The sequence below is a fragment of the Ruegeria meonggei genome (assembly GCF_900172215.1).
Classification (GTDB): Bacteria; Pseudomonadota; Alphaproteobacteria; order Rhodobacterales; family Rhodobacteraceae; genus Ruegeria; species Ruegeria meonggei.
The window spans coordinates 111,164-136,348 of record NZ_FWFP01000009.1; the positions used below are offsets into that span (position 1 = coordinate 111,164).

A 25,185-nucleotide genomic window follows, 5' to 3' on the forward strand; every position below is an offset into this window, starting at 1 on the left:
AAGGAGATCAAAGATGTCCGAACTTGCAATTAACGCCCACGACGACAGTGAAGAGCGCCCCATCAAACCCGCGATCATGAATGGGATGCGCCTCAAGTGCCCCAAGTGCGGGGAAGGAAAACTGCTGCATAGCTACATCAAAGTGAACGATGAGTGCTCGAATTGCGATTTGGATCTGAGCCATCAGCGGGCAGATGATGGTCCGGCTTATCTAACGATCCTGATCGTTGGCCACCTTATGGGATTCGCATTGCACATCGCCTGGGTAACATGGAGGCCAGAACCCTGGGTCTTGGCACTCAGCATGTCTGTGATTGCAGTTGTAGGTGCCTTGGCACTGCTGCCGGTCATGAAGGGCCTGATTGTTGGATACCAATGGGCCAAACGCATGCACGGGTTCTAGCCAGCCTACTTTTGCAGACTAGCCATGCGCCTGTGGCTTGCTTTTGCTGCCAAGCTTCGAGGTCATGCCCGAACGACTTCGGTAGTTGAAGCTGGAGGATTCCGTGATGGATTTGAATTTCTATTCACTTGAGGCGACAGGAAAGACAATTGCGGATCTCACATCAGCCGCCCCCCTTATTCCTGCGAGAACCCCTGTCAATGTGGCCTGGCTGAACGATGAGGATGACTACGACCGGTTGCGAACGGTGCGCCGGATCGACGATGCCGGACTATTGCCGGTGCCGATATTTGCAGCTCGACGCCTTCAATCAAAGAAACACTTGTTTGACCTGACCGAAAAACTCCGGTTTGCCGGCGCCCAAGGACAAGTCATGGTCGTTGGTGGTGACCCATCTGATGCGTCGGGCCCCTTCAACAACACGATGGATCTCCTTCGAACCGAGTGGATTGAAAAGTATGCGATCAAGAGGGTCACCTTGCCGGGTTTTCCTGAGGGAAACGCTGCCACAGGTTATCGTTCAGACGTGGCCTTACTGGAGGAAAAGGTAAAGCTTCTGAAGTCCTTCGAATGCAGCGTGAGCATAACCACCCAACTTGCCTTTGATCCCAACAGAATTCTCAACTGGATCAGCCAGCTTCGAAACGTTGGTGTTAGCCAGACCATCCAAATTGGGATAACAGGGCCGACCAAAAGGGATCTCCTGCTCAGGTTTGCACGCTCATTTGGGGTTTCGGCTGGCGGGTTGAACAACGTGAGTGACACCGTGGACGGGATCGTTGAGTTCTCCCGTCTGGTCTGCTTGATCGAACAAGGGCTGCAACGACGCAATTTAGCTGATGTTGCGGTTCACCTTTATCCCTTTGGTGGCACGAAGGCTGCCGTTGAGTGGCTTATTGCGATTAAGGCGCGGCAAGTTCGGGGCGCTTCGAGCAAAATGCAGGCGTGAGGCAAAAGGCCGACCATTGAGGTCGGCCATGCTAGTTTTTCGAGAGGGTTTCTTCTTATTGTTGAGGGTGTCACGCCGCCAGTGCGACAGAGTCCTTTCCGGCAGGGATCCGAAGTGGGCATGTGCTGTCGGTGACGGCTCTCCAGATTGCCTGCACGACGTCCTCTGAGTAGGTAAACTCTTTCCCTTCAGCGTTCATAAAGGCGGCCATAGTCTGCTCGACGAACGGCTTGTAGTCTTCAGGCGTATCATTGGTTTCTGACATCATTGCCATTGCGTTCTTGCCGAAATTCGTTGTTGGGGCCTGACCTGGTAGAACGATATGGGTCCGAATACCCACAGGTGCCAGTTCAAAGGAAAGGCATTCTGTAAAGGCGTTCACTGCGGCCTTGCTTGCTGTGTAGACCGAAGCCAGCGGCAGCGGTTTGAGTGTGACGCTGGAAGAGACATTCACGATCACCCCCGACGCTTTCGCGCGCATTTGTGGCAGCACAGATCGGACCATTTCCATGGTGCCAAACGTGTTGGTCTCAAAGATCCGGCGCAGGTTATCCTCTGATGTACCCTCAAAAGGGGAAAGCCAGCCGACGCCTGCATTGTTCACCAAAGCGTCGATGGGGCCCGCAGCTTCCACAGCCTTTGTGATGCTCTCGCTGTCCGAGATATCCAATGGCAGGATCGTCAAACGATCCGAGGCCGGAAGTAAGGCCTCATCTGGCTTTCGCATTGTCGCGACAACCGACCATCCTTGTTCGAGGAAAAAGCGCCCCGTCTCCAGGCCAAATCCCGAAGAACATCCTGTGATCAATACGGTCTTCATGACGTTGTCTCCTATTTGTTGATGCCTTGAAAGTAGAGGACGTCGGCAGTATTATATATAATCAATAGTCCGTTACTTTTTATCGATGGTCCAAAATGGCAGATCCATTCTCTGAAATCATCACCCTCCTTCAACCCAAAGCGTCCTATTCCAAACTGGTGCATGCATCGGGGCCGTTTCGGGTGCATCGTGAGAATGTAAACGAGGCCTTCTACTGCTCACTTCTAACCGGACGTGCACGCCTGGAGGTCGAAGGAAAAGAACCATTGGTATTGAATGCGGGTGATTTTGTGCTGATCCCTGCGGTCAAATCCTTCACCTTCTCAAGCATGGACCCTCCACCACCCGCTGATTTGGTCAACCACCCGGTGGAGGGTGAAGACGGTATTTTCCGACTTGGGGCATCTGACGCGGATCCAGAAGTTCAACAGCTCGTGGGACACTGCACCTTTGCCAGCCCGGACGCTGATCTTTTGATCTCTCTACTGCCTGATCTGATCTTTGTCCGCGGTGAGGGTCGGTTGGCTGCGCTTACAGGGCTTGTTCGCGACGAGGCTCGCGCAAACAGGCCGGCGCGAGATGTTATCGTCGAGAACCTATTGCAAGTCCTACTGATCGAAGCCTTCCGCTCTGGCGCGGACCCGGCCCCGACTGCTGGCCTTTTGCATGGATTGGCAGACGTGCGGGTTGGCCCCAGTTTGCGAGCCATGCACGCGGCTCCGGCTCACAGTTGGACCGTTCAAGCGCTTGCAACCGAAGCTGGGCTGTCTCGATCTGCATTCTTCACACGATTTGAAGGGGTTATGGGAATGCCCCCAATGAGCTATTTGCAGAACTGGCGGATGACATTGGCAAAGCATATGCTTCGGGCGGGCGATCTCAGCATTGCCGAAATCTCTGCCCAGACAGGTTATGGGTCGTCCAGTGCCTTCAGCACTGCATTTTCCCGCTATGTAGGATGCCCTCCCGCGCGTTATTCGAAGACAATCGCAACACAATAGTCTTTCGTGGTTCCATAGTGGAGGACAGCGTTTTGGGACACTACCCTGCGATTGAATTAGCTTACTCCTTAGCGCGATACTCTTCCGGCATCACAAACACCTCGTCTGCACGGCCGTATCCACCGTCTTCAACCTCTTCGATCAGGACCATCGTGGTCGGGCGCACCACCTCTCCAAAGAAGCCGACCATCAGTTCTGTCGTTTTATGGATCAGGTCCTCTTTTTGATCTGTTGTTAGCGAGGCCTGCGGAAGTTAGTAGTAGGCAAATGGCATTGCGATTTCCTTTCGTGAGAAGATTTAGACGATTCCGCCATTGGCACGCAGTGTTTGACCACTGATCCAGCGGCCATCAGGTCCGACCAGAAGCGAAACCGCGGCTGCAATGTCTTCGGGCGTTCCGAGTCGACCAAATGGGTTCGTTTCTTTGATACTCTCAATCACCCCTTCGGGCTTTCCTGTGATAAAAAGGTCGGTCCCAACCGGCCCAGGCGCTACGGCATTCACGGTGATGTCACGTGAGCCCAGTTCTTTGGCCAGCACATGGGTCATCACTTCCACCGCAGCTTTTGTCGCCGCATAGACCCCGTATGCCGGCTGATAGAGCCCAACTACACTGGAGGACAGGCTAATGATCGCACCGCCTTCATTCATGCGGTTGGCAGCCTCGCGCATGCCGCGAAAGACACCGCCAATGTTGATGGCGCAGTGAGCCTCAAAGTCAGCATCAGATGTAGATGCAACTGCACTCAGGCGCATAATACCCGCGTTGTTGACCAGAACATCGACGGAGCCAAATTCCTGATCAGCCGCATCGAACAATCGTGGCATGCAAGATGCGTCGGAGATGTCACCCTGAACTGCGATTACTTGGCCGCCAGCTTTTTTGATAGCGTCTACAATCTCGTTCGCTCCAACCTCATCACTCGCGTAATTGGCAATGATTGCATGGCCATCCTGAGCCAGGCGGAGTGCGATAGCTGCACCAATCCCTTTGCTGGCGCCGGTTACAATAGCCGTTCGTTGTTCGTGTACGAGTCTTTCTCGATTGGGTAATAGAAATATTCGAGAAGGCCGCGCCTTGATAACGTCTGTATCGGTGTCTCGGGTCGCATTGTCTAGAATGGAACCGACACAACTCGTCGGCGGTAGCGAAAACAGTTCGAGAGACGTTTTGAATATGCAAACACGCCGACACGCGTGCTGATCTTCGGAGTTGAACGTATGGATATAGTTCGGTTTTCCGAGCGTCTTATGGGGATGAAAGACGAGGTTTGGCTGCGTCATGCCAATCCATGGTCGGTCTGGACTCGTGTGTTGACGCCACTGCCGCTCTTGGCTGTGGCAATCTGGAGCCGCGCCTGGGTGGGCGGCTGGGCATGGGGAGCCATGGCTTTCGTTCTCGTCTGGATCTGGTTGAACCCGCGCGTGTTTCCACAACCCAAAAACTTTGACAGCTGGTCGGCGCAAGGCGTGCTAGGTGAACGCGTGTGGCTGCGGCACCGCGACACGGTTTCAGTGCATCACAAGAGAATTGCCAAAGCACTGGCTGTAGGAAGCGGGTTGGGTCTCGTACCCTTCGCTTATGGGCTGTGGAAGTTTGATATCGGGTTGACGTGTCTTGGCATTGTTATGATCTCAGGCGGCAAAATGTGGTTTGTGGATCGAATGGTCTGGGTCTGGCGCGATTTCCAACGGGGCGGTGGGTCGTTGAGTGATCTTGAAACTGCGCGCTGAAGAATTGACCCCCGGAATAATCTGTAGCTGCCTGTTCCGGTCTGGGTTATATCGCACCCATCTTGCGGCGTAGATGCTGTGCGAACGCTGCCACGCGTCGAGGTTGGGCTCGGCTGGGTGGGAACATCATTTGTAGCGGCTTGGGAGGTGGGAGGAAGTCACCTAACAGGGCTACCAGCTTTCCGGTTCTGACATCTTCGCCAACATCCAGTTCCGATTTCAGCACAATGCCATGGCCTGCCAGAGCCCAACTGCGGATAAGCGAGCCATCATTTACAATTCGGTTTCCCTTGACTGGGATAAGCTGACGCTCAGCGCCTGCGCCGAACTCCCAAACGTTATCGAGCGAACCACCAAAACGCATTACCAGGCAGTTATGATTTGCGAGATCTTCGGGCCGTTCCGGTGCTCCATACGACGCCAGATAGATGGGTGCTGCGCAGACGAACCGCTGGTAGCTCCCGAGGTTACGTATTCGGAGCGCGCTGTCGGTGATGTCCCCAAACCGAACAGCCAGGTCAAAACCCTGACCTACGAGGTCGACATAGCCATCGGATAGCGACAGTTCTATGGACACAGCCGGGTTCTCTTCGGTGAATTCGGCGATTACATCAGAAACGACTCCACGACCTAAATCGATTGGCGCACTGACGCGGATCAGGCCAGAAAGGGTTTCGGCACCGTGGCGAATGCGGGTGTCGAGGTCTGTGACTTCACTGAGAACGCTCTTGGCGCCATCGACCAGAACCCGACCCTCTTCGGTCAGGCTGATTGAGCGTGTCGTTCGGTTGAACAATACCACACCGTAGTGTGTTTCCAGCGCAGCGAGCCGTTCGGAGACAGTTGTGCTCGACATCCCTGTCTCTCGGGCTGCTGCTACAAGGCTGCCTTTCTCGGCGATGGTCAGGAAGAGGCGAAGGTTGTCAAGAAGCATTAAACGGAAATTCCGGATTATATGTCCGATCCTACCCCGTTTATCCCGAAAAGATTGCGGCGTAAATCCAGCACATCGCTGAAATACACAAGGGACCTATTTCAATGGCCAAGCTGACAATCGTCGCCAACATCAAAGCCAACCCCGACAAGATTGACCTCGTAAAGGCCGAGCTCATCAAGCTCATCGACATAACCCGTGCCGAAGAGGGTTGCATTAACTATGACCTGCACCAGGACAACGACAACCCGGCTCATTTTGTGTTCTACGAAAATTGGGAAAGCCGAGAGCTTTGGCAAAGCCACATGGGTGCTCAGCACCTTGCGGCTTACCTGGAAGCAACAGAGGGCGCCGTTGCAGAGTTCACGTTGAATGAGATGACAGTCATCGGTTGATACAGAACCGGACAAAGGAGCACGTTATGAAAGCCGTGGGATACCGTGAGACAGGGTCGATTGATCGGGCGGATGCCTTAATCGACTTCGATACCGACAGACCGACGCCGAAGGGGCACGACTTGTTGATCAAGGTGCAGGCCGTGTCAGTGAACCCAGTCGATACGAAAATTCGTCAAAAACGAGCTCCTGCAGGTGCAGCACCAGATATTCTGGGGTGGGACGCAGTAGGGATCGTCGAAGCAGTTGGCGAAACGGTTGAGACTTTCAGTCCGGGAGATACAGTTTGGTATGCCGGGGCGATAAACAGACCGGGAACCAATGCTGAGTTTCATCTGGTTGATGAACGTATTGTCGGAGCCGCGCCAAAATCCATACCTGCAAAAGCAGCTGCGGCGATGCCGCTAACGACGCTTACTGCCTTTGAGATGCTGTTCGACCGCTTGCGAGTCCATGATGCCGTTCCCGGCGGGACAAATACGTTGCTGGTTATAGGTGGCGCAGGCGGTGTCGGGTCAATCACCATTCAATTGGCCCGGGCTCTCACTGAATTGACAGTGATAGCGACGGCGTCCCGACCCGAGACACAAGACTGGGTTCAAGAGCTTGGCGCACACCATGTCATAAACCATGCGGAACCTTTTGGCGCACAACTCGGGGCTCTCGGTATCGAAAGCGTGGATTTCATCTATTCAACGAGCCATTCCCAGCTTTATGCGTCTCAAGCCGGAGAGGTGATGACACCTCAAGGTCGGTTTGGGTTGATCGATGATCCTGAGACCTTTGACATCGCGCCATTCAAACCCAAATCGATCTCATTGCATTGGGAGTTCATGTACACTCGGTCGCTTTTTGGGACTGGAGATATGAACCGTCAAAGCGAAATCCTGAATCAGGTTGCCGGGTTGATAGACGATGGAAAGATCAGATCCACAGCAACCGATACACTTGGTACAATCAATGCTGCAAACTTAATGAAAGCGCATGCTATCCTCGAAAGCGGCAAGGCCAAAGGTAAGCTTGTGCTTGAGGGTTTTTAGATGAGAATTGAGCGGCTAGATCATGTGAACATCGTAACAACTAAGTTGTCTGAAATGGCTACTTGGTATGAAGAGGTCTTGGGTTTGAAACCTGGGGCCCGCCCTGATTTTCCGTTTCCCGGGGCTTGGTTGTATGCGGGTGATCACGCCGTGGTTCACCTTGTGGGTCACGAAGGCACGCCAAATGTCGGCTCCGAAGTGAGGCTTAAGCTCGAGCATTTTGCGCTCTCAGCCACGGGGCTGAGCGCATTCGAAGAAAAACTGATCTCGAGTCAAATCCAGTACCGCAAAACTGACGTCCCAGGGGCTCGAATGGTCCAAATCCATGTGGCCGATCCTGATGGAAATCATATTCATATTGACTTCGAGGAAGGCGAGTGAGTTGCTAACCAGCGAAATAGATGGAACGCAAAATCAAGCTCGCAACTTCTTGTCGATTAGGGATTGAGATCCTTGCCGGGTTGCTTCCTAGAACTACGCGGGTCAACATTTTAGGGAGGTGCAAACGTCGACTTGGAGATCAGCATGCCGGACCTCGAAACAAACAAGAAAAACGTCATCGCTTTCTACGAAATGATGTTCAACGAGTGTCGACCTGCCGAGGCCATAGCGACCTTTGTTGGTGAATCCTATACGCAGCACAACCCGCATGTTGGCGATGGCAAGCAAGCCTTTGTCGAGTACTTCGAGCGCATGGCCGCCGAATTCCCGGGAAAGCGTGTGGACATCAAACGTGCCTTTGCTGAAGACGATCACGTTATTCTGCATTGCCACCAAATCTGGCCCGATGGTCTCGAGTACGCAGGGATCGATATTTTTCGCCTGGATGCTGATGGTAAGGTTGTCGAGCACTGGGATGTTCTTCAGGAAATTCCAGCAAACAGCGCGAATGACAATGGCATGTTTTAACTTAACCGTTCTGACTACGGTGCATGGAACTTTGAAGACTCCTTTCGGCTGAGCCACGATAGTCAAAGGGCGTAAGTCTGATCCAAGAATCCCGCCGAAGCGTATCTATCAAGAACCTTTTAGAAAGGAGATAAATATGCTCTCGAAGAGTATTCTTGCCGCGACCCTTGGATTGCTTGCAGCTACTTCGCTTCAAGCTGGTGTACAAATTCGCTTCATAGAAGGCGCACCCAAGGACCGTTTTGTTCTGACAAATGTCGGAGCGTGCGAAGTAGATGCCTCGACCCTCAAAATCGACTTGTCGCAATCTGCCGGACGATTGATTTTCGACGTTACCGAAAAAGGTGCGGGCGTAGAGGTATTCCAACCTCTCGAATTCGTAGAGGGTGCGGATGCTCTGCGGCAAATTCCAGCGGTCGTGGACGGGCAAGATTCAATTGAACTTGAGATCGCCTCCCTTCCAGCCGGGGACAAACTCGCCTTTACCATCGATGTAGACGACACCATCGGGCAACGCGAAATCACCGTAACAGGGTCGGAGATCGAAGGCGCCACGGTGTCATATTCCGATGCGGATAAGACCAGTATTGCAACCTTCTCATCCGAAGCGCTTGTCAACGTGACGACCACGGGTTGCTGAAAGCAGTCCCGCAATGTCGAATTTGTTGATCCGCGTAGCATTTCTTGCGCTCATGTTGGGAGGCGGCATCCTGATCGGGACACTGACCGCACCTGGCGATTGGTATGCTCAGCTTTCTAAACCGGCTTTCAATCCACCAAATTGGATATTTGGCCCGGTCTGGACGGTTCTTTATGTGTTGATCGCCATTGCGGGTTGGCGCCAGTTCGAAGCAGACCGAAGCTCGACTGCCATGAAGCTGTGGTGGGCGCAGATGGGTCTGAACTTTTTGTGGTCCCCAACCTTTTTCGTACTGCAACTGCCGTGGTTTGCTCTTGTGATCATTGTCGCGTTGTTGGCTGTAATCGTCATGTTCATCGCTCGGGTCAGGAATTCAGATCGGGTTTCCGCACTAGCTTTCCTGCCGTACTTTGCGTGGGTCGCATTTGCCACGGCCTTGAACTTTTCTATCGCGATACTGAACTGAGAAAGAACGATATGCGTGGAAACTTCGCTGGGCTTGTTTCAAGTCTTTTTATCATCGGATCTACAATGGCACTGGCTAGTGAAAATCTTGCAGAAGACTTCTCCGAGTCTCCGGAGACGCGTTGGGACTACGTTGCCGACACCGTCATGGGAGGAGTTTCCTCAGGGCGGGTGCAGTTTAGTTCGGAAGGTAATGATGCATTCGCGCGGTTGACCGGAACCGTCAGCACAGAAAACAACGGCGGCTTCATCCAGTTCCGACGCAAGTTGCCGGACAGGCCAGATGCAAGTGTATCGGGCATCAAGCTATTGGTGCGGGGCAACGGCGAACAGTACTTTGTTCACCTCAGGACGCGTGGCACGGTGCTTCCGTGGCAATACTATCAGGCCGAGTTCGCAACTTCTGACAAATGGACCGAAGTCTCTTTACCTTTGTCAGGCTTCAAGGCTTCAGGTGCCATGTTGCGCGCTATTCCCGTTGCTGACGAAATCACCTCAGTTGGAGTTGTAGCCTACGGGCGCGATCACGAGGCCCGTGTAGATGTCAGCGAGATTGGTTTCTACTGAAAGTCTACCAAGAGAGGGCTGTGTTCTTCATATAGGTCTGCAACGCCGGTATTTCTTCTTCCGTCAGTTCCTGAACGCTGATGTGCTGTTTCTTCTTTTTAGATGCTGAACCTGTCTTTTCTGAGCGAACATTCAGAGTAGGCTGCTTTCTGAAGAGACAACTCGTCTGGCAGTCTTAAGTTAAAAATACTTAATCAAAGCAAAGTACTTTCGGCAAAAAACAACTCCCACATGACGCTTATCAAAGGGAGTGAGTATCATGAAGAGGATTGCAGCTTTGGGCCTTGTTGCCCTGACCCTATCATTTGTTGGCACTGGTGCGTTTGCGGAGTGCTACTTTGGGAACGATGCGGTAACCGGGGCAGAGACGATTATCTGTGAGACAGAGAGTGGCTTTTCTAGCTGGGGCACGATGATCGCTGAAGCTTGAGCGTTTCGGGCACAACACCAAACTTTCTGTGAGTTTGTGTAAATCAGATCGAACTCTGCAATTGGTAACACCAAAGCCGAGGAACACTCAGCGCCGGGAGTGGTGACGCGACAGACTCTTTGATAGTTGTTGCGCGACGCGGAACCTCGGGTTTCGCTGCGATTCAAGAAGCTGCGCCAATTCTTCACCTTGGTTTGCATCGCTGGAAGTTTCAACTCACGCAACATTGCGCCGATTCTTGGCGTTCTCCGTCTCTCTGACCAGGCAATGTGATGGCCTCTGTTGTTAGGAGATCAATCGTTCTTTGTATTGACCCGTCACGTCACTGCCCCACCTTTCTAACTCAGTTTTGGGAGCATCCTGAGTGTTTGTGAGGACCACCGCCTTATTGATTTTTGCTGTGTCGACCCCGGCCACGGCTTTGCAGCTTCGCGAAACAGGGCGTTATGAACTCAATCAACCCGCAAGTCTTGACTACGATCCGACCTTTTGTGGGTTGTGGATTGCGAACGAAGGACCCGAGGCCGTTCTCGTTACATTGCAAGGTGATGAGTTGCGCCGCATATCCAGCGATCTCTTCCGTATCAAAGCAATTGCTATCGAAGGGGATCACTTGTTGGTAGGCGACGGTCTTGGCAGCCTCCAACGTGTCACGAAGGAAGGAGCCACTTTAGGAGCACCCTTTGAACTTGAAGGTGGATTTGCGGATACCGAAGGGATCGCGATCAATGCCAAGGGGCAGATCGTGACCGTAGAAGATGACCCGGAACGGTTGTCTTGGTTCACTTCAGAGGGTGCTTTAACGGCGAGGTTGGATACCATGGAGCTGTCTCCCCCCTTAAGCGAGGCACAGGGCATCGCGATTGACCCACGCACCGGTCACATGTTGATCGTTGATGACTGGGAAGGGTCAAACAGCCTGTATGAGTTCACGGCAGATGGCCAATTGCTCGCCCAGCAAAGCTTGTTGGAGTTCGGAACCGACCCGGAAGGCATCGCCATTAGGCCGGGGTCCAACCAACTGTTCGTTGCATTCGACGGTGGCGCGAAGATCGTGACATTTGACTACACACCCACCTTGCCTGAAGAATCGCCGCCGCTGCCTCCGGGCGCGGATTGTATGATCTTTTGAGAATTTGGCTGCTTGCTTGGGGCGACGCAGGTTTCGGCTAGTTGCGCTCTTTGTCTAGAGTTTCACGTATGAGAGTCAAATTGGGTAAAGACCTATTGAACGGTTCGGGCCCGAGTTCGGACAAAACTGGAGCCAGGGCTTCCGACATCCGCTCCATACAAGCTTTCAAAAACTCCACGCCTTGCGGCGTTGATCGGGCAATTTTCGAACGCTTGTCCTTGGGGTTGGTCTCAAGAGTGATCAAGTTATGATTTTCAAGGCTGGCGAGCATATGCGTCATCGATGTCTTGGGCACCTGGAACGCGTTCGAGAGTTGCAGTGGAGTCTCTCCCTCGGGGCGCCGAACCAGATGGCCCAATATTCCAAATTGTGTCGCTGTCATTCTACCGGGAAGGAACGCTTCTAGCTGGGTCGAGATCAACTGATTGATGATCCCGACCTCGGTGAAGAACCGGTAGACTTCGTTGGTCGCATCTTCAGGCTTCATTCAGAATTCGTGTCTCCAGCGGCCAGCGGGGGGTGGCAATTGGCTCGGGACCATACCCCAAACGCAGCAACATTTGCACCGTGTGGCCCGGTGACGCAAGAAGCTCATGCGCCAGAGCGTATTCGTTGGCCATCTCAGGATATTCCTGAAGTGCCTGACTGACCGGATGAACGCCCAGTCCCATTTCGGTTGTCTTTAGGTAGAAACGCATCAATTGACGTCCGGCATCGAGTTGATCGCTTCGCGTATTTGTGGCTGTCGTGAGGACTGCGTATTGCGGCGTCGCGTCTAGCATGGCGAAGTAGCCTCGCATGTGTGACTGAGTGCCTGGGTGATCAACATTCATCAGAGTCTCATTGTCCAATAGACCGGTAAGTCGCAGTGTTTCCAGCATGGGATCGCGTAATTCAATCCCGTCTGGGTTGGCGTTGATTTCTGCTTTCCCGATCCGCATCAGGTCGACGGATTCTTTCAGCGTCTGCGGCGTTCGCATTTCGATTTCAAAAGCGCGTTTCGTAAGGTCTCGAACACGTGCCACTATATCCTCATCGGAAATCAGAGTGGCATAGTTTTCAAGGACCGACGATTCCGCCTTGGACAGCCGCTGTTCAGTGTACGGTTCTTTGTTGGAATGCCGTTTGAGGATTTGATCTGATAGTGGATCGGGTGCTCCGCCAGGAACAAACACTGCTTCTGCAATAGGTCCGTCATCCCCATCTGGCAGTAACTTGACCTCGGTATCAAACCCGAGAGCACCTGCTGCCAGAATCATCGTCTCAACAAATGCGCCGAGGCCAATATAGAGCTGGCGGTGGTAAGGATCGGTTTCCGGAAGCTCGCGATCTGTATCGCGGTGGATGCGCACCTTGTCTTGTCCAACCAACTCGACCAGCCAAGGTTGCAAATTGTGTGGATTGGGGGCGAGAATTGCGTAGGACAAAGCGGCTTTGCGAGGGTCGTCATACGGTTTTGGCGTCCACGGAGCCAGCGCGTCATGCGGCGTGCGTGTAGCGAGGAACCCAACCGCACCCGTTGGCGCCAAAATCGTGCCTCCGCCTAGAACTTTTAGAAAACGTCTTCTGTTTGGCATTTTGACTCTCCAATAGTACGATATCAAACTAAATAATACGAAATCGTACTACTTCAACCCCAGTCGATGCGGTGATTGGATGAGTGACTTGAAAAAAAGTAAATCAGAGCAGCCGGACGCAACCGTGGACTGCCGTGGGAGACAAGTATTCGGAGCGCCTTTAATGCCGAAAATAGGCAGTTATTTTAGCCGATTAACGACCGGACACGAGAAGATCAGAGGCTGGTGAGCCGATGCTTTTCGAGTATCCCGCAAAGCATAGCCTGTGCTTGCAGCCTGTGTTCTCGATGACGTTCACGGGCGACATCCGGTCGACTTTCACTAATCGCTTGGAAAACAACCCGGTGATCTTCATTGGATTTGACGGGCAGGGGCCTGATGAACAACGTCGTTGCGCGCGCGCGACGTACCTGGTCGCTCATCATGGCGACAATCGCTTCGACTCGTTTGTTGCCGCCCAACCGAACGAGCTCCTGGTGAAACAACTCGTCGGCCTCGGCCCAGGCTTCAAGGTCTTCGGCCTCGATGGCTTGGTCCATCTTTGCAATTGATCCAGCAAGGACCGCCAGTTCATCTTCTGAATAACCCGCTTCGGCAGCGCGCTGTGCTGCGAGACTCTCGAGTTCCGTCAGGATGTCGTAGATTTCACGCATATCATCTGATGAAACAGGCAGTATCCGCACACCTTTGCGGGGCCGCATTTCCAGCAACCCCTTACTTTCCAACATCAGCGCAGCTTCCCGAATCGGGGTGCGGGACATGCCAAGGGTCTCGGCGAGTTCCGACTCCAGATGGTCAGTCCCGGCTGCAAGTTCGCCAGACAGGATCATCTGTCGCAAATCCCTAACAGCGCGTTGCGTATTGGAAAGAGTTTTTGCGTCCTGATCCTTCACGGCGTCTCCAGGTTGATCTTTCGTCCCTCCGCAGCCGAGAGATAGATGCTTTCTTCGATGCGGATCACGTCCAAATAGTCTCGAGCCGTGTTCTCCAACGGCGTGCCTCTTAGAAGGCCTGAAACGACGTGACTTTGCAAGGCGTGGACGCAGTCTCCTCCAAATCCATCATGATCGCTTGGAGGTAGAATCTGCTGTCGCTCCTGTTTTCCAAAAAAACGGAGTTCTACTGAACCGTCGCCGTTAAGAACCAGTGATCCTTCCGATCCTTCGATGAGCGCTTCGCCCATGGTCTGACGCAGGTTTTCGGCGCTGTGGTCAAGGCATCTGTTGCCATCGAACAGAGCTTTCAAACCGTTGGGGTGGTCAAACAGGATGTAACCTGCGTCCTCGCCCGCGATAACGGGGTTAACTTGGCGCAAGTCCGCATAAACTGCGCTGGGCGCATCGAATAGAAACCGGAACGTGTCTACCCAGTGAACCGCTGTTTCATGAACCAGAAAACGTGGCATGTCCTGAAAGTACGGCTGCCGGTCAAGGTAGGCTCGTGGTCCCTGTCCGTCGCCCGGTCGAAGCCGGAAAGTCGCTTGTAGAGGTGTTCCAATTCGACCCTCGGTCATCGCCACCTTGATCGCACGATACCAGGGCTGAAAGCGAAAATTTTCATGCACGACAATAGTTGCGCCTACCGCCTCAGCCTCGGAGACGATCTTCTCCGCTTCATCCAGAGACAGGCAAAATGGCTTTTGGCAGATCAACCACTTGATACCAAACCGCAGTGCCGTTCGGATGGCGTCGACCTGCGCCACAGGTGGAAGGATGATGTCCACGAGATCTGGTTCTTCCGCCTCCAACATTCTTGACAGATCATCGTAAGCGGCCAATCCTGTTTCTTTCGCCTTGCTGATATCACGGTTGCAGGATGCAATCGGAACCGCTCCGGGCATTCGGGACCAGCTTTCGTAGTGGAACCTGCTGAAGTACCCCGCACCCACACACGCGACTCTGACGGTTTGGTGAGTATTCATGCCAAAAGTGCTTCCAATACCGATGAGGCTGCGTCCTGCGTTCCGGCGGTGCCACCTAGGTCGCGCGTCAGGTTCTGTCCGTTCGCAGTCACCTCTTCCACGGCTTCACGCAATCGTTCACCGTCGTTGGACAGGCCTGTGTGATCATGGATCAACCCCAACCATTCAAGCATCATTGCTGCGGACAGGATCATCGCAAAAGGGTTAGCAATACCCCGTCCCGCAATGTCCGGAGCGGAACCATGGCAGGGTTGGAAAACAGCGTGGTTCAACCCGATATCCGCTGATGGCGCCAGTCCAAGACCGCCCATGAGACCCGCACCAAGGTCGGAGAGGATATCTCCGAACATGTTCTCAGTCACCAAAACATCGAATTCCCAAGGCTTTTGGACCATCCATAGAGCGGTGGCATCAACATAGGCATGGTCAGCTTTCAAATCGGGATGGCGTGCGGCCTCCACGTCAAAGATAGATCTGAAGAATGCAAAGGCCCTGAAAACATTGGCTTTGTCGACACATGTAACCCGTCCTTGGCCGCGACCGGATGCCTTGCGGTTCTTGGCGAGTTCAAACGCGAAACGGAACAGTTTTTCGGACACCTCACGAGTGATCAGCAGAGTTTCTCGTGCTTCGTGTTCGGTAACTTCGCCAGCGCCTTGGGTGAAGAACAGTCCTTCTGTGCTTTCGCGTATCAAGACAAAGTCGATCTCTTTTCCGGGGGGCAGCGCCAAGGGGGTCATTTGTCCGCTGCTTACCTTTACTGGTCGTACACCAGCGAAAAGTCCCAGTTTCTTTCGCAGATCGATCTGCGGTGAAATCTCGGTTCCGTCAGGGTAACGAACATCCGGCAAGCCCATTGCAGACAGCAGAATTGCGTCCGCATTGCGTGCGGTTTCGAGTGATCCAGCCGGAAACGATTCTCCAGTTTTGGCGTAGTGGCCTGCGCCTGCCGGCGCGTCTGTAAACGCCAGCTCGTAGCTGGGATTGTTGCCCGAGAGCTGGCGCAGGATTTCAAGCGTAGGGGTCATAATTTCCGGGCCGATCCCGTCCCCGTGGAACACCGCAACATCGTACATCTTATTCATCTTGGCCCGTTTCCTTCCCGTTTCGCATTCATAGCGCGATAGCAGCTTCCACTACAGTACGTTGACAATGCATTCTTTAATGTATACGCAAATAAATGCAATAATAATCGCGAAGTTGTTTTGGGAGGACTTGGAAATGAAACAAAATCTAGGGCGGTTGGCGGCCGCAGCCGTGATGGCGACCGGGATTACAGGGGCAGCTGCTGCGCAGGATTATCCCTATCGTGATATCACCACAGCTGTGGTCTGGGGGGCCGGTGGTGGCACGGACACGATCAACCGAATGATCATGGCCGAGATGGAAAAACACCTTCCGGTCTCGATCAATGTGATCAATCAAACAGGTGGTGTCGCAGGCTCCAACGGTATGGTTTACGTGATGAACCAACCAGACGATGGCTATACATTGGTTGGTCTGTCAGAGTCTAACGTCACCGCTGCTGTGCAGGGTGGTTGGGATAAGAAATTTGATTTTTGGTATCCGTTCATTGTTGGTGGATCACCTGATCTGATCTCGGTCCCGGCGGACAGCCCTTACAATACGCTGGAAGAACTGGTCGACGCTGCGAAAGCTGCTCCTGGCACAATTCCTGCGGCGGCTTCCGGCGCAGGTTCGATCCATCACTTGAATCTTCTAGCCATCGAAAAAGGGTCCGGTGCAGAGTTCAAGTTTGTTCCATACAAAGGCTCAGCGCCCGGGCAGGAAGCAGCGATAGCGGGTGAAGTTGCGTTGGTTGTGACGTCACTGGCTGAACAGGCTCCGTTGATTGAAGGCGGTCAACTTAAACCGCTCGCGATGTTGACGCCCGAAGATGCGCAGATTGCAGGGGCAACAGTACCTTCTGCCTTTGGCATCTATGACGGTCTCGATCAGTATTTGCCGCTCAAACAGGCCATCGGGTTTGCAGTCCACAGTTCAGCCGGGGACGATGTAAAGGCCGCGCTTGGTGATGCCTTCGAGCAAGCTATTGCCTCCGACACCGTCGCCGAATGGGCCGCGGCAAACAATTACGATGTCGGTGGTCAACACGGTGAAGAAGCTCAAGAACTGTTTGCGAACCTCGAGGCTACTTTTGCCTATACCTTGCAAGACCTTGGCGCTGCCACAGTGGATCCGGCCTCGCTGGGTATCGCGCAGCCCTAATCCGATCAATTTTGAAAGGGCGCGCTTGATCGCGCCCTTTCCCTCAGGAGGCAGGCAATGGACAAACCTGACGAAACACTGGTCATGCGATCGCGCGACTTTTGGGCAGCAATTGTTCTTATAACAGTGTCCGTCTTTTTTCTTTGGAAGACGTCGGACATTCCACTTTGGGGCGAAAACCGCGCAGGTGTAAGTGGATCGGATTGGTACAACTCGGCTGCAATTGTACCGCTGTTCATCTTCGGTGGATTGCTTAGCTTGTCTTTCGTTTTGCTGGCTATTTCAATCCGCTCAGGTGGTGCCCAAAACGCGCTCACTGCTTTGGGGATCGGATGGGATAAGTCGGAAGCCTATCGAGCTTCAACAATAGGCCTGATCCTTCTTGCATACGTCGTGGGGCTCGTTCCCAGAGTAGACTTCATTCTGTGTTCTGGGTTGCTGATTACAGCTCTGACTTATGGCTACTACGGCGGCCATGCGCGGCGTGCTTTGGTTGCTTGTATCGCAGTTGTCTCTGCTGGGCTTTTTGCGTTTGCTGTTTTTCCCGCGCAGGCGGACTGGAACGCGCACGGTGATGATTGGTTTACACTGGCTCTATGGGTCTCGCTCACACTTGTGGTGTTGACCAAAGCGTCCTCTGAGCCCGTTTTGAGGTTCGTGCCACTAATCGCGATATTGGCCCCGTTCATTCTGGTTTGCGCGATGGCCTTTGTTTTCCGCCAGAACGTGCCCGCGCGCGGGGGGCTGATCTTCAAGCAAATCGAATACCACTACTACGTGACGCTTCGTCCGCTATGGAAAGATTGACCGGATGGACTTTATCCTTTCGCAACTGGCTGGATTTGGGGCCGCATTCGTGGGCCTGGCAGTAGACCCGCTGACCTATCTGTATTTGATCGCATCCGTGTTCTTGGGCATCACGTTCGGCGCATTGCCCGGCCTGACCGCAACGCTGGCAGTGACGATCCTGACGGGTTTCTTCGGCAACAAGATCCCATTGGACTATTCGCTCATCGCTTTGCTCGGGGCCTATGTCGGCGCGATTTACGGTGGCTCTTATCCGTCAATCCTGCTGAACATTCCGGGCACGGCGGCCAGTGCGGCGACGGCTATGGATGGATACCCTCTGGCCAAAGCGGGTCGAGGGGGCGAAGCACTAGGGCTGACCACAACGGCCAGTTTCATTGGTACAGTTATCGGGACCATCACGCTTTTGATCTTTGTCTGGGCGTTGCTTTTGGTTTCAAAAAACATCGCAAGCCCGGAGAAAGCACTGCTGGCCCTGTTCGGCATTCTGCTTTCTGGCACTTTGATGAGCGAAGACCTGGTGATTAAGGGATGGATCGCCGGTCTGATCGGGCTTGCGATGTCCATGGTGGGACTCGACCCTCTGTTGTCTGAGCCGCGCTATACCTTCGGCTGGTCTTACCTGATGAGCGGATTTCAGGTCGTGCCGGTTTTGATGGGGGCCTTTGCGATCCCCCAAATCATCGAGGGTTTGAGGCATGTTGAGGCTGGAAAAATTCTGGCCCTGAAAGGCCGTATTCTTCCAAACCTTCGATCTATTCGACGCTACCTGCCAACCATCGGCCGGTCAGGAGTGATTGGGACAGGGGTAGGAGCACTTCCCGGAGTTGGCGAAGATGTCGCCGGTTGGGTTAGCTACGGTGTCGGCAAGACCGTATCTGCCGAGGGCGACAAGTTTGGAAAAGGGTCATTGGAAGGTCTGCTGTGCTCTGAAACAGCAAACAACGCCTGCATTGGGGGCGCGCTAATCCCGCTTTTGGTGTTGGGCATTCCCGGTTCACCACCCGCCGCGGCTTTGATGGGGGCTTTCAAGATCAACAACGTGATCCCGGGGCCCACGATAGACCCCGAGATCATTCTGCGCGTGGTTGCAATACTTGTGTTGGCCTCCCTGACAATGTTCTTGATGGGCCTGTTCACTGCTCGGGTTTTCATCAGAATACTCGCCATTCCGCAGACTATCTTCTTGCCGGTTGTAATGGTTCTAACAACAATTGGGTCTTTCAGCGTCGGTGGTGGCATCAATGATCTTTACCTGATGCTTGGCGTCGGCGCCGTTGCCTATTTCATGAACCTGATGAAATACCCAATCGCGCCATTGGTTATCGGGGTTATTCTGGGCAGCCTGTTTGACGAAACCTTCCGCCGGTCGCTGTTCTTGTCAGATGGGGATCTTTCGGTCTTCTTTTCGCGGCCCGGCGCGGCCATTCTGCTGGTGCTCAACATTGGCCTGATCCTCAGCCAACTGCCCGTTGCGAAGCGCGCTTTCTCACGTCTGAAAGGACTTTCCGTCTGATGTTTGTGGTTACTGTCACCTTCACTCTCAAGCCCGGTACGAGAGACACCTTTTTGCCGCTGATGGTCGAAAACGCTTCGACCTCTTTGTGTGAAGAACCCGGATGCCAGCAGTTTGACGTTTGCCTCGGCGGCAATCCCGAGACAGTTTTTCTCTATGAGGTTTATGATGATAGCGTGGCGTTCTCCGCCCACCTGGAAAGCGCGCATTTCAAATCCTTCGATGCGGCTGTGGCTGATATGATCGCCACGAAGACAGTTCACCAGTATTTCGAGGTCATCCGATGAACGATTGGGAGATTCACGCCGTCAAGTATGCGGATCGCAATGCCCGCACTCGACGCGACAGCTTCATCTTGGATGACAATCACGACGCACCTCACGCGATGGACTATTTCGTTTGGGTATTGAAGCGCGGCAACGAAGTCATTCTGGTCGATACCGGCTACGACTCCGATGAGGCCGCCGCCCGTGGTCGTCCTATTGCGATGGACCCACGCGAGGCTCTGCGCCCCTTGGATATCACGCCGGAAGCGGTGACAGACATCATCGTGACCCATCTTCATTATGACCACGCGGGGGGGCTGCATATGTTCCCGAACGCGAAGTTGCATATGCAATCGGCGGAGATGGCCTTCGCCACAGGCCCCTGCATGTGCCACGACCATTTGCGTGCACCTTTCACGGCGGGCCATATTTGCGAGGTCGTAAAGCGTCTCTATTCAGGGAAGGTCGTGTTCTACGATGGAGAAGCCGAGATTATAGATGGGGTCACGGTGCACTGCATTGGTGGGCATTCGCGAGGGTTGCAATGCGTTCGCGTAAGGACGGAAGCCGGGTGGATGGTGCTCGCCTCTGACGCCTCGCATTACTATGAGAATTTCATGGCGCGCAAAGCCTTTCCCATCGTCGTCGACCTGCAGGACATGATGGATGGATTTAAGACGCTCGAGAGGTTGGCCTCGCATCCTCGACTTATCGTGCCCGGCCATGATCCACTTGTGCGTGAGGTTTTTCCTGTCGGAGCGGCACCGCATATCCATAGGCTGGATCCCGGGCCAACCAGGGACATCAAATTATGAAGATCGGCGTCATAGCGGACGACTTTACCGGTGCGAGCGATATTGCGAACACTCTGGCAAAGGGCGTTGAACCGGAAGACGGATTACAAACGGCGCAGTTTCCGGGTACTCCGACTGCCCCAGCCGACAAAGAGATCGAAGCGGGTGTGATCTCACTTAAAAGCCGCACTGCACCTGTCGAAGAAGCTGTTGCGGACAGCTTGCGGGCCCTGCGGTGGCTTAAGGATCAAGGATGCCAGCAGTTCATTTTTAAATATTGCTCGACATTCGATTCCACTAAAGAAGGGAACATCGGCCCCGTTGCGGAAGCGTTGGCCAATGAACTGAGTGCGCAAAAGGTGGTTTTCTGTCCGGCCTTTCCCACCACGGGGCGTACGGTTTTTCAGGGCCATCTTTTTGTGCTCGGCAAGCTGTTGAACGAGTCTGGGATGGAAAACCACCCTCTTACTCCGATGACGGATGCCAACATCAGGCGATGGTTGCATTATCAGACTGAAGAAGCGGTTGGGTTGGTGCCAATTGACACTGTGAAGCAAGGTTCAGAGGCAATTGCTGCTGCTTTGCAGAAGGCCGACGAACGATTTGTAATTGGCGATGCGATTTCGGATGAAGATTTGTTGGCCTGGGGCGAGGCTCTTAAAGACGCCAAGCTCATAACCGGGGGTTCGGGGATAGCACTGGGGCTCCCCAGAAACTTCTTGAGAGGGACTTCACCCAAAAGTGCTGGCAGTGTGTTCACTGGTATCGCAGGGCCTGCCGCGATCCTTGCGGGCTCTTGTTCAGGTGCGACCCGCGGGCAGATCGATGTTCATGCGGAATCCCATCCGACTTTCGCCATTGATGTTCCGGGTGTCATGTCCGGGGATGTGACCACGCAAATGCTTCTGGAATTTTTTGAAGCGCATTCGGGTCAGGCTCCGCTCGTGTATTCATCGGGAAGCCCGGATGATGTTCGCGCGATCCAAAGTCAATTCGGTCAGGAAGTTGTGGCGGAAAAACTGGACAATCTCTTTGCAGATGTAGCACGAGAACTTGCCGAAACGGGGTACAAGCGCATTGTGGTGGCAGGAGGAGAGACGTCGGGAGCTGTCGCCAAGGCTGTCTCTGAGGCACTGGGGTCTCCTGCCATGTCAATTGGTCCAGAGATCGACCCGGGCGTACCTGTCCTGAGCGTTGGGAAATCTGAACCCATAGTGCTGGCTTTGAAATCTGGAAACTTTGGCGCTCCGGATTTTTTCGCGAAGGCCCTCAGAATGATGGAGGCTGGAAAATGAGTTCTGAAGAATTGGCTTTACGACAGCAGATGTCGGAACTGTGTGCATCGCTGTTTGTGCGTGGCTTTTCCGTTGGCACTGCGGGTAATGTCTCTGCCCGTCTGCATGACGGCATCCTTATGACACCCACCAACTCGACTTTGGGCAATGTTGACCCTGAGCGAATTGCCAAGATTGATTTGGATGGCAACCACGTCTCCGGAGACAAGCCGACCAAGGAGGTCTTTCTGCACCAAGCCTTCTATGAGACGCGGCCGGAAGCTGGTGCAGTGGTGCATCTGCATTCGACCTGGGCGACCGCACTGTCGTGTCTGGAAGACACCGATCCCAATGACTGTATTCCACCGCTGACGCCGTATGTGGTCATGCGCGTTGGCACGGTCAAACTGGTTCCATACGTAAAGCCGGGCGACCCGAAGTCCGGTGATTTGATCCGCGAACTGGGCGGCAAGTATAGTGCGGTTCTGTTGGCCAATCACGGCCCCGTCGTTTCGGGAAAGGACCTCTTCTCAGCGGTTTGCGCGGCAGAAGAGTTGGAAGAAACAGCCAAGCTACTAGTGGCTTTGCGCGGCCTGCCAACCCGCCTTTTGGATGCTGAAAAAGTCGCAGAACTCAAAGAGACTTACGGAAGGATTTAATCGGACACCGATAGGGGGAGTCTGCAAACTTTTGGGCAAATCGTGCAAAATTATGAGCAAATACCACGCAAAGTTATGGGCAAGAACATCTGAATTTAATGATTGAAATCAATAGCAAAAGCGCAGCTTTATGCGCGTCCCTACAGTATTTTGTAGGGAAGCGCATAGTCCTTCGCACACCCCATAGTTTTGCGTACTTCGCCCATAGTTTTGCGCGCTTGGTTGAAACGGGGGATTGCGTTCTCTCGAGTTAGACAACCCGCAAACACAGATTTTTTGTGCCAAAGTAGCGGGCCGTTTTGCGTTCAGCTCTGTTAGAATGTCCGATACGCGCAGTAACCGGACTTTGCAAACCCGCTTGACGTCGGGCTTAAACGTCCTTGGGCATTTTCATTTGGGCTGCTGCTGGCCAATCGGGCTGAACCCAATAAACAGTTACATCGAACCCAAAGCACGTAGTTTATCCCGCTCGCGATGCGTTAACACTGAACATCATACTCACAATTTTTTGCAAAGAAGGCGCTGTGGCCTGCCGAATGCAGTATAATCTGGTTGTTTGAAACTAAGATGCTTGCCGGTGGTTCACATGACCGAGAATGATATTGCGGTTAAGCGCAGGTAGCTATTCAATCGTGCCTCTCACTATCTTCCAGAAAAGAATTCAGTTCGAATGCCATACTAAAGAACCGTTGCCTGACTTCTTTAGCGTAGGGATTTGCGCTTTCAATCGCTTCAAAAACCTCAGGCGCGTCATGTTGTACCATCGAGATAGCTTCTGAGATAAGGTCAAAACTCTTGGTCGTCATGCGAGACGGTAAAGGCCCCATATTTAGCAACACTTTAGCAATCAAATGGGTAATGCCTTGAACAGTAGCCGCATCCCTGTCGTGCTGGTCTGGTGTCGTCACAATGACGTGAAGGCCCAGGTGTTTTCGTAGAAAAGCCGCGACATGGGTATGGTGATGTCCACGTATTGGACAGACCGCAACCTTCAGACCTCTGATACCGTTGCGGGCGCTTTGCGGGCCGAACAATGGATGGGTTGCGACGATACTGACATATTCTGGAAGAAACCGATCCATAATCTCAGAGGGCTGAACTTTTACCGAACCAACATCAACTATGATCGCACCAGGGCGGCAGATTGGGGCAATGGACCTCACGACACTCTCAAAGCTTGAAACAGGTGAAGCGACAACAATAACGTCGCACTTCGCTACTTGACCAAGAGAAGCAATGGACACGCCGAGTTTCGACGCGTCTTCTCGCAGGTGTGGTGACGGATCATATGCAAGCATCTTGAATTTCTGGTTCAAGTGTTTGGCGATCAGCTGCCCGAATGCGCCGAAACCGATGATGCCGACGGATGCAGTGGCGTTTTCAACTCTAGAGTTTTTCATCTCATGACCTCAAAAAACTGCCGCCTGGCGAGAGATCATTTCGTGTCTAGACCGCTGTCAGGGCAGCGGAAAATTCACAGTGAAGTGTCCGCAGCTATGCAAGCTGAGGATAATAACCATTGGAAATGTCGAACGCTTTCATCATGTGTATCGAACTAATTCACCATACAGGTTGAAGTCAACCAATTGGATGGGAACAGCTCAAAGCTGATGGTGTCTGCTACAGCTACCGAACTTCGACTCGCCCAAGCCGCGCAAAAGTAGCGAATGCGAACACGTACCTGCAGAACTGTATTATACCAGTTGATTAATTAACTAAATGGTATAATGTGCCACCATGACAGGTGATGAACAACTCGATGCAGCTTTTTCAGCACTGGCCCACCCGACGAGGCGCGCAATTCTGGCCCGATTGGCCAAAGGCACAGCGACTGTGAACGAGCTTGCAGAACCCTTCGATGCGACCTTACCCGCGATTTCCAAACATATCCGGGTACTGGAGGCTGCTGGCTTGGTCTTACGTGGCAAGGATGCTCAGTTCCGCCCTTGTGCTTTGGACACAAAACCGCTGGAGGCCGTTGCAAGCTGGACCGACCAATACCGTTTCATCTGGGAAGCTCGGTTCGACGCAATGGACAGAATTCTGAATGGAATGAAGGAAACACCAGATGAATGACGAGAAGAAATGGGTAAAGATCGAGCGAGAATTTGACGCCCCGATTGGCACCATCTGGGACATGTGGACTGACCCGGCCCTGTTTAGTGCATGGTATGGACCCCGTGGCATGTCGGTTCCAGTAGCCGAAATGGACGTGGTTGTTGGCGGCACGCGTAAGGTTTGCATGGAAATGAAGTCGGCTGAGCGACCCATGAAAATGTGGTTCACAGGCGTGTACAAAGAAGTCACCCGACCGCATCGCCTCGTCTATACGGAGAGTATGTGTGATGAGGATGGCACCCTTATCACACCTCAGGCGATGGGCATGCCCGATGACTTTCCTGACATCACCGAGATCATTGTTGAACTCTCTGAAGCGAACGGGAAAACACTAATGACCATGGTTCATGTCGGCGTCGAAGAGGGCACAGCTGGCGCAGGCGGCTGGAACCAGGCCTTTGACAAGCTTGGCGAGTATCTTGCATCAAGAGAATTTGGCTGACAGATCGGAAACATGCGACAGCTTGCCATTCTGACATTCGTGACGCTCGATGGCGTGATGCAATCCCCCAGTATGCCAGAAGAAGATCCGTCGGAAGGATTTGAACACGGTGGCTGGGCCACGCCATTTGTCGGATAATCGCAAACGATGCTAGGGTCGGCT

Annotated in this window: 32 protein-coding genes and 1 pseudogene; 23 read left to right on the plus strand and 10 right to left on the minus strand. The window is 53.3% G+C overall.

What is annotated here, in order from left to right:
* Positions 1-13: 13 nt before the first annotated feature.
* Positions 14-403, plus strand: coding sequence for a DUF983 domain-containing protein (locus RUM8411_RS15360; protein ID WP_085823603.1), 390 nt, complete (start codon positions 14-16; stop codon positions 401-403).
* Positions 404-509: 106 nt separating this feature from the next.
* Positions 510-1,352: a methylenetetrahydrofolate reductase gene (locus RUM8411_RS15365; RefSeq protein ID WP_085823604.1), complete on the plus strand. Its 843-nt coding sequence runs from the start codon at positions 510-512 to the stop codon at positions 1,350-1,352.
* A 70-nt stretch (positions 1,353-1,422) separates the two neighbouring features.
* On the opposite strand, the gene RUM8411_RS15370 is transcribed toward RUM8411_RS15365, so the two are convergent.
* A complete protein-coding gene (locus RUM8411_RS15370) occupies positions 1,423-2,172 on the minus strand; it encodes an SDR family oxidoreductase (protein ID WP_085823605.1) in 750 nt (249 codons plus the stop codon).
* Positions 2,173-2,267: 95 nt separating this feature from the next.
* On the opposite strand from RUM8411_RS15370, the gene RUM8411_RS15375 reads away from it, so the two are divergent.
* Positions 2,268-3,173, plus strand: coding sequence for an AraC family transcriptional regulator (locus RUM8411_RS15375; protein ID WP_085823606.1), 906 nt, complete (start codon positions 2,268-2,270; stop codon positions 3,171-3,173).
* A 61-nt stretch (positions 3,174-3,234) separates the two neighbouring features.
* Here RUM8411_RS15375 and RUM8411_RS22860 read toward each other — a convergent pair.
* Both RUM8411_RS22860 and RUM8411_RS15385 read right to left on the minus strand, forming a co-directional pair.
* Positions 3,235-3,408, minus strand: a pseudogene (locus RUM8411_RS22860) (tautomerase family protein); the annotation flags it as partial.
* A 63-nt stretch (positions 3,409-3,471) separates the two neighbouring features.
* On the minus strand, positions 3,472-4,458 hold the full coding sequence (locus RUM8411_RS15385) for an SDR family oxidoreductase (RefSeq protein ID WP_085823607.1): 987 nt from the start codon (positions 4,456-4,458) through the stop codon (positions 3,472-3,474).
* Here RUM8411_RS15385 and RUM8411_RS15390 point away from each other — a divergent pair.
* Complete coding sequence (locus RUM8411_RS15390) at positions 4,432-4,908, plus strand: DUF6653 family protein (RefSeq protein ID WP_306372866.1); 477 nt, start codon at positions 4,432-4,434, stop codon at positions 4,906-4,908. The genes RUM8411_RS15385 and RUM8411_RS15390 overlap by 27 nt on opposite strands.
* Before the next feature lie 46 nt (positions 4,909-4,954).
* On the opposite strand, the gene RUM8411_RS15395 is transcribed toward RUM8411_RS15390, so the two are convergent.
* Positions 4,955-5,842: a LysR family transcriptional regulator gene (locus RUM8411_RS15395; protein ID WP_085823609.1), complete on the minus strand. Its 888-nt coding sequence runs from the start codon at positions 5,840-5,842 to the stop codon at positions 4,955-4,957.
* A 104-nt stretch (positions 5,843-5,946) separates the two neighbouring features.
* Between RUM8411_RS15395 and RUM8411_RS15400 the strand changes: the two genes are divergently transcribed.
* From RUM8411_RS15400 to RUM8411_RS15435, 9 genes are all read left to right on the plus strand, one after another.
* Positions 5,947-6,237, plus strand: coding sequence for a putative quinol monooxygenase (locus tag RUM8411_RS15400; protein WP_085823610.1), 291 nt, complete (start codon positions 5,947-5,949; stop codon positions 6,235-6,237).
* Positions 6,238-6,263: 26 nt separating this feature from the next.
* Positions 6,264-7,277 carry a zinc-binding alcohol dehydrogenase family protein gene (locus RUM8411_RS15405; protein ID WP_085823611.1) on the plus strand — a complete coding sequence of 338 codons (1,014 nt, stop codon included), beginning with the start codon at positions 6,264-6,266 and terminating at the stop codon, positions 7,275-7,277.
* A complete protein-coding gene (locus RUM8411_RS15410; RefSeq protein ID WP_085823612.1) occupies positions 7,278-7,658 on the plus strand; it encodes a VOC family protein in 381 nt (126 codons plus the stop codon).
* Positions 7,659-7,802: 144 nt separating this feature from the next.
* Complete coding sequence (locus tag RUM8411_RS15415; protein ID WP_085823613.1) at positions 7,803-8,186, plus strand: nuclear transport factor 2 family protein; 384 nt, start codon at positions 7,803-7,805, stop codon at positions 8,184-8,186.
* Between the two features lie 136 nt (positions 8,187-8,322).
* Complete coding sequence (locus RUM8411_RS15420; RefSeq protein WP_085823614.1) at positions 8,323-8,826, plus strand: hypothetical protein; 504 nt, start codon at positions 8,323-8,325, stop codon at positions 8,824-8,826.
* A gap of 13 nt (positions 8,827-8,839) precedes the next feature.
* Complete coding sequence (locus tag RUM8411_RS15425) at positions 8,840-9,292, plus strand: TspO/MBR family protein (RefSeq protein ID WP_085823615.1); 453 nt, start codon at positions 8,840-8,842, stop codon at positions 9,290-9,292.
* A gap of 65 nt (positions 9,293-9,357) precedes the next feature.
* A complete protein-coding gene (locus tag RUM8411_RS15430) occupies positions 9,358-9,858 on the plus strand; it encodes a CIA30 family protein (RefSeq protein WP_234995255.1) in 501 nt (166 codons plus the stop codon).
* 259 nt (positions 9,859-10,117) lie between these two features.
* Positions 10,118-10,288, plus strand: a complete 171-nt coding sequence (locus tag RUM8411_RS22740) for a hypothetical protein (protein WP_159453907.1) — start codon at positions 10,118-10,120, stop codon at positions 10,286-10,288.
* A 370-nt stretch (positions 10,289-10,658) separates the two neighbouring features.
* On the plus strand, positions 10,659-11,420 hold the full coding sequence (locus tag RUM8411_RS15435; RefSeq protein ID WP_085823698.1) for an SdiA-regulated/phytase-like domain-containing protein: 762 nt from the start codon (positions 10,659-10,661) through the stop codon (positions 11,418-11,420).
* Positions 11,421-11,457: 37 nt separating this feature from the next.
* On the opposite strand, the gene RUM8411_RS15440 is transcribed toward RUM8411_RS15435, so the two are convergent.
* The 5 genes from RUM8411_RS15440 to RUM8411_RS15460 all read right to left on the minus strand — a co-directional run bounded on the left by RUM8411_RS15440 (position 11,458) and on the right by RUM8411_RS15460 (position 16,003).
* Positions 11,458-11,907 (minus strand): MarR family winged helix-turn-helix transcriptional regulator, encoded by a 450-nt coding sequence (locus RUM8411_RS15440; protein ID WP_085823617.1) that lies wholly within the window; start codon positions 11,905-11,907, stop codon positions 11,458-11,460.
* Positions 11,897-12,997, minus strand: coding sequence for an Acg family FMN-binding oxidoreductase (locus RUM8411_RS15445; RefSeq protein ID WP_085823618.1), 1,101 nt, complete (start codon positions 12,995-12,997; stop codon positions 11,897-11,899). The genes RUM8411_RS15440 and RUM8411_RS15445 overlap by 11 nt, the downstream gene beginning before the upstream one ends.
* A gap of 215 nt (positions 12,998-13,212) precedes the next feature.
* Entirely contained in the window at positions 13,213-13,890 is a 678-nt protein-coding gene (locus tag RUM8411_RS15450) for a GntR family transcriptional regulator (RefSeq protein WP_143534918.1), read from the minus strand.
* A complete protein-coding gene (locus RUM8411_RS15455; protein WP_085823619.1) occupies positions 13,887-14,918 on the minus strand; it encodes a Gfo/Idh/MocA family protein in 1,032 nt (343 codons plus the stop codon). Before RUM8411_RS15455 ends, RUM8411_RS15450 begins: the two co-directional genes overlap by 4 nt.
* Positions 14,915-16,003 (minus strand): isocitrate/isopropylmalate dehydrogenase family protein, encoded by a 1,089-nt coding sequence (locus RUM8411_RS15460; protein ID WP_085823620.1) that lies wholly within the window; start codon positions 16,001-16,003, stop codon positions 14,915-14,917. The genes RUM8411_RS15455 and RUM8411_RS15460 overlap by 4 nt, the downstream gene beginning before the upstream one ends.
* Before the next feature lie 136 nt (positions 16,004-16,139).
* Here RUM8411_RS15460 and RUM8411_RS15465 point away from each other — a divergent pair, with 136 nt between their 5' ends.
* The 7 genes from RUM8411_RS15465 to otnC are packed head-to-tail and all read left to right on the plus strand — an operon-like array spanning position 16,140 to position 22,463.
* On the plus strand, positions 16,140-17,147 hold the full coding sequence (locus tag RUM8411_RS15465; protein ID WP_085823621.1) for a Bug family tripartite tricarboxylate transporter substrate binding protein: 1,008 nt from the start codon (positions 16,140-16,142) through the stop codon (positions 17,145-17,147).
* Between the two features lie 57 nt (positions 17,148-17,204).
* On the plus strand, positions 17,205-17,954 hold the full coding sequence (locus tag RUM8411_RS15470) for a hypothetical protein (protein WP_085823622.1): 750 nt from the start codon (positions 17,205-17,207) through the stop codon (positions 17,952-17,954).
* Positions 17,955-17,958: 4 nt separating this feature from the next.
* Positions 17,959-19,470 carry a tripartite tricarboxylate transporter permease gene (locus RUM8411_RS15475; protein WP_085823623.1) on the plus strand — a complete coding sequence of 504 codons (1,512 nt, stop codon included), beginning with the start codon at positions 17,959-17,961 and terminating at the stop codon, positions 19,468-19,470.
* Entirely contained in the window at positions 19,470-19,757 is a 288-nt protein-coding gene (locus RUM8411_RS15480) for a putative quinol monooxygenase (protein ID WP_085823624.1), read from the plus strand. The genes RUM8411_RS15475 and RUM8411_RS15480 overlap by 1 nt, the downstream gene beginning before the upstream one ends.
* Entirely contained in the window at positions 19,754-20,551 is a 798-nt protein-coding gene (locus RUM8411_RS15485; protein WP_085823625.1) for an N-acyl homoserine lactonase family protein, read from the plus strand. The genes RUM8411_RS15480 and RUM8411_RS15485 overlap by 4 nt, the downstream gene beginning before the upstream one ends.
* Positions 20,548-21,825: a 3-oxo-tetronate kinase gene (gene otnK / locus RUM8411_RS15490; RefSeq protein ID WP_085823626.1), complete on the plus strand. Its 1,278-nt coding sequence runs from the start codon at positions 20,548-20,550 to the stop codon at positions 21,823-21,825. The genes RUM8411_RS15485 and otnK overlap by 4 nt, the downstream gene beginning before the upstream one ends.
* Positions 21,822-22,463 (plus strand): 3-oxo-tetronate 4-phosphate decarboxylase, encoded by a 642-nt coding sequence (gene otnC / locus RUM8411_RS15495; RefSeq protein WP_085823627.1) that lies wholly within the window; start codon positions 21,822-21,824, stop codon positions 22,461-22,463. Before otnK ends, otnC begins: the two co-directional genes overlap by 4 nt.
* Positions 22,464-23,089: 626 nt before the next feature.
* On the opposite strand, the gene RUM8411_RS15500 is transcribed toward otnC, so the two are convergent.
* Positions 23,090-23,863, minus strand: a complete 774-nt coding sequence (locus tag RUM8411_RS15500) for a prephenate dehydrogenase (protein ID WP_085823628.1) — start codon at positions 23,861-23,863, stop codon at positions 23,090-23,092.
* 337 nt (positions 23,864-24,200) lie between these two features.
* Here RUM8411_RS15500 and RUM8411_RS15505 point away from each other — a divergent pair, with 337 nt between their 5' ends.
* From RUM8411_RS15505 to RUM8411_RS23160, 3 genes are read left to right on the plus strand one after another with little or no spacing between them, the layout of a single operon-like run.
* Positions 24,201-24,539, plus strand: a complete 339-nt coding sequence (locus RUM8411_RS15505; protein ID WP_085823629.1) for an ArsR/SmtB family transcription factor — start codon at positions 24,201-24,203, stop codon at positions 24,537-24,539.
* Positions 24,532-25,023, plus strand: coding sequence for an SRPBCC family protein (locus tag RUM8411_RS15510; protein ID WP_085823630.1), 492 nt, complete (start codon positions 24,532-24,534; stop codon positions 25,021-25,023). The genes RUM8411_RS15505 and RUM8411_RS15510 overlap by 8 nt, the downstream gene beginning before the upstream one ends.
* Positions 25,024-25,035: 12 nt before the next feature.
* Positions 25,036-25,161 (plus strand): hypothetical protein, encoded by a 126-nt coding sequence (locus RUM8411_RS23160; RefSeq protein ID WP_268808360.1) that lies wholly within the window; start codon positions 25,036-25,038, stop codon positions 25,159-25,161.
* Positions 25,162-25,185 lie beyond the last annotated feature (24 nt).

Excerpts from the sequence above, each read along its gene's own strand:
- RUM8411_RS15360 (WP_085823603.1), top strand. The coding sequence starts at position 14 with ATGTCCGAACTTGCAATTAACGCCCACGACGACAGTGAAGAGCGCCCC.
- RUM8411_RS15365 (WP_085823604.1), top strand. The coding sequence starts at position 510 with ATGGATTTGAATTTCTATTCACTTGAGGCGACAGGAAAGACAATTGCG.
- RUM8411_RS15370 (WP_085823605.1), bottom strand. The coding sequence starts at position 2,172 with ATGAAGACCGTATTGATCACAGGATGTTCTTCGGGATTTGGCCTGGAG.
- RUM8411_RS15375 (WP_085823606.1), top strand. The coding sequence starts at position 2,268 with ATGGCAGATCCATTCTCTGAAATCATCACCCTCCTTCAACCCAAAGCG.
- RUM8411_RS15390 (WP_306372866.1), top strand. The coding sequence starts at position 4,432 with ATGAAAGACGAGGTTTGGCTGCGTCATGCCAATCCATGGTCGGTCTGG.
- RUM8411_RS15385 (WP_085823607.1), bottom strand. The coding sequence starts at position 4,458 with ATGACGCAGCCAAACCTCGTCTTTCATCCCCATAAGACGCTCGGAAAA.
- RUM8411_RS15395 (WP_085823609.1), bottom strand. The coding sequence starts at position 5,842 with ATGCTTCTTGACAACCTTCGCCTCTTCCTGACCATCGCCGAGAAAGGC.
- RUM8411_RS15400 (WP_085823610.1), top strand. The coding sequence starts at position 5,947 with ATGGCCAAGCTGACAATCGTCGCCAACATCAAAGCCAACCCCGACAAG.
- RUM8411_RS15405 (WP_085823611.1), top strand. The coding sequence starts at position 6,264 with ATGAAAGCCGTGGGATACCGTGAGACAGGGTCGATTGATCGGGCGGAT.
- RUM8411_RS15410 (WP_085823612.1), top strand. The coding sequence starts at position 7,278 with ATGAGAATTGAGCGGCTAGATCATGTGAACATCGTAACAACTAAGTTG.
- RUM8411_RS15415 (WP_085823613.1), top strand. The coding sequence starts at position 7,803 with ATGCCGGACCTCGAAACAAACAAGAAAAACGTCATCGCTTTCTACGAA.
- RUM8411_RS15420 (WP_085823614.1), top strand. The coding sequence starts at position 8,323 with ATGCTCTCGAAGAGTATTCTTGCCGCGACCCTTGGATTGCTTGCAGCT.
- RUM8411_RS15425 (WP_085823615.1), top strand. The coding sequence starts at position 8,840 with ATGTCGAATTTGTTGATCCGCGTAGCATTTCTTGCGCTCATGTTGGGA.
- RUM8411_RS15430 (WP_234995255.1), top strand. The coding sequence starts at position 9,358 with ATGGCACTGGCTAGTGAAAATCTTGCAGAAGACTTCTCCGAGTCTCCG.
- RUM8411_RS22740 (WP_159453907.1), top strand. The coding sequence starts at position 10,118 with ATGAAGAGGATTGCAGCTTTGGGCCTTGTTGCCCTGACCCTATCATTT.
- RUM8411_RS15440 (WP_085823617.1), bottom strand. The coding sequence starts at position 11,907 with ATGAAGCCTGAAGATGCGACCAACGAAGTCTACCGGTTCTTCACCGAG.
- RUM8411_RS15445 (WP_085823618.1), bottom strand. The coding sequence starts at position 12,997 with ATGCCAAACAGAAGACGTTTTCTAAAAGTTCTAGGCGGAGGCACGATT.
- RUM8411_RS15455 (WP_085823619.1), bottom strand. The coding sequence starts at position 14,918 with ATGAATACTCACCAAACCGTCAGAGTCGCGTGTGTGGGTGCGGGGTAC.
- RUM8411_RS15460 (WP_085823620.1), bottom strand. The coding sequence starts at position 16,003 with ATGAATAAGATGTACGATGTTGCGGTGTTCCACGGGGACGGGATCGGC.
- RUM8411_RS15465 (WP_085823621.1), top strand. The coding sequence starts at position 16,140 with ATGAAACAAAATCTAGGGCGGTTGGCGGCCGCAGCCGTGATGGCGACC.
- RUM8411_RS15470 (WP_085823622.1), top strand. The coding sequence starts at position 17,205 with ATGGACAAACCTGACGAAACACTGGTCATGCGATCGCGCGACTTTTGG.
- RUM8411_RS15475 (WP_085823623.1), top strand. The coding sequence starts at position 17,959 with ATGGACTTTATCCTTTCGCAACTGGCTGGATTTGGGGCCGCATTCGTG.
- RUM8411_RS15480 (WP_085823624.1), top strand. The coding sequence starts at position 19,470 with ATGTTTGTGGTTACTGTCACCTTCACTCTCAAGCCCGGTACGAGAGAC.
- RUM8411_RS15485 (WP_085823625.1), top strand. The coding sequence starts at position 19,754 with ATGAACGATTGGGAGATTCACGCCGTCAAGTATGCGGATCGCAATGCC.
- otnK (WP_085823626.1), top strand. The coding sequence starts at position 20,548 with ATGAAGATCGGCGTCATAGCGGACGACTTTACCGGTGCGAGCGATATT.
- otnC (WP_085823627.1), top strand. The coding sequence starts at position 21,822 with ATGAGTTCTGAAGAATTGGCTTTACGACAGCAGATGTCGGAACTGTGT.
- RUM8411_RS15500 (WP_085823628.1), bottom strand. The coding sequence starts at position 23,863 with ATGAAAAACTCTAGAGTTGAAAACGCCACTGCATCCGTCGGCATCATC.
- RUM8411_RS15505 (WP_085823629.1), top strand. The coding sequence starts at position 24,201 with ATGACAGGTGATGAACAACTCGATGCAGCTTTTTCAGCACTGGCCCAC.
- RUM8411_RS15510 (WP_085823630.1), top strand. The coding sequence starts at position 24,532 with ATGAATGACGAGAAGAAATGGGTAAAGATCGAGCGAGAATTTGACGCC.
- RUM8411_RS23160 (WP_268808360.1), top strand. The coding sequence starts at position 25,036 with ATGCGACAGCTTGCCATTCTGACATTCGTGACGCTCGATGGCGTGATG.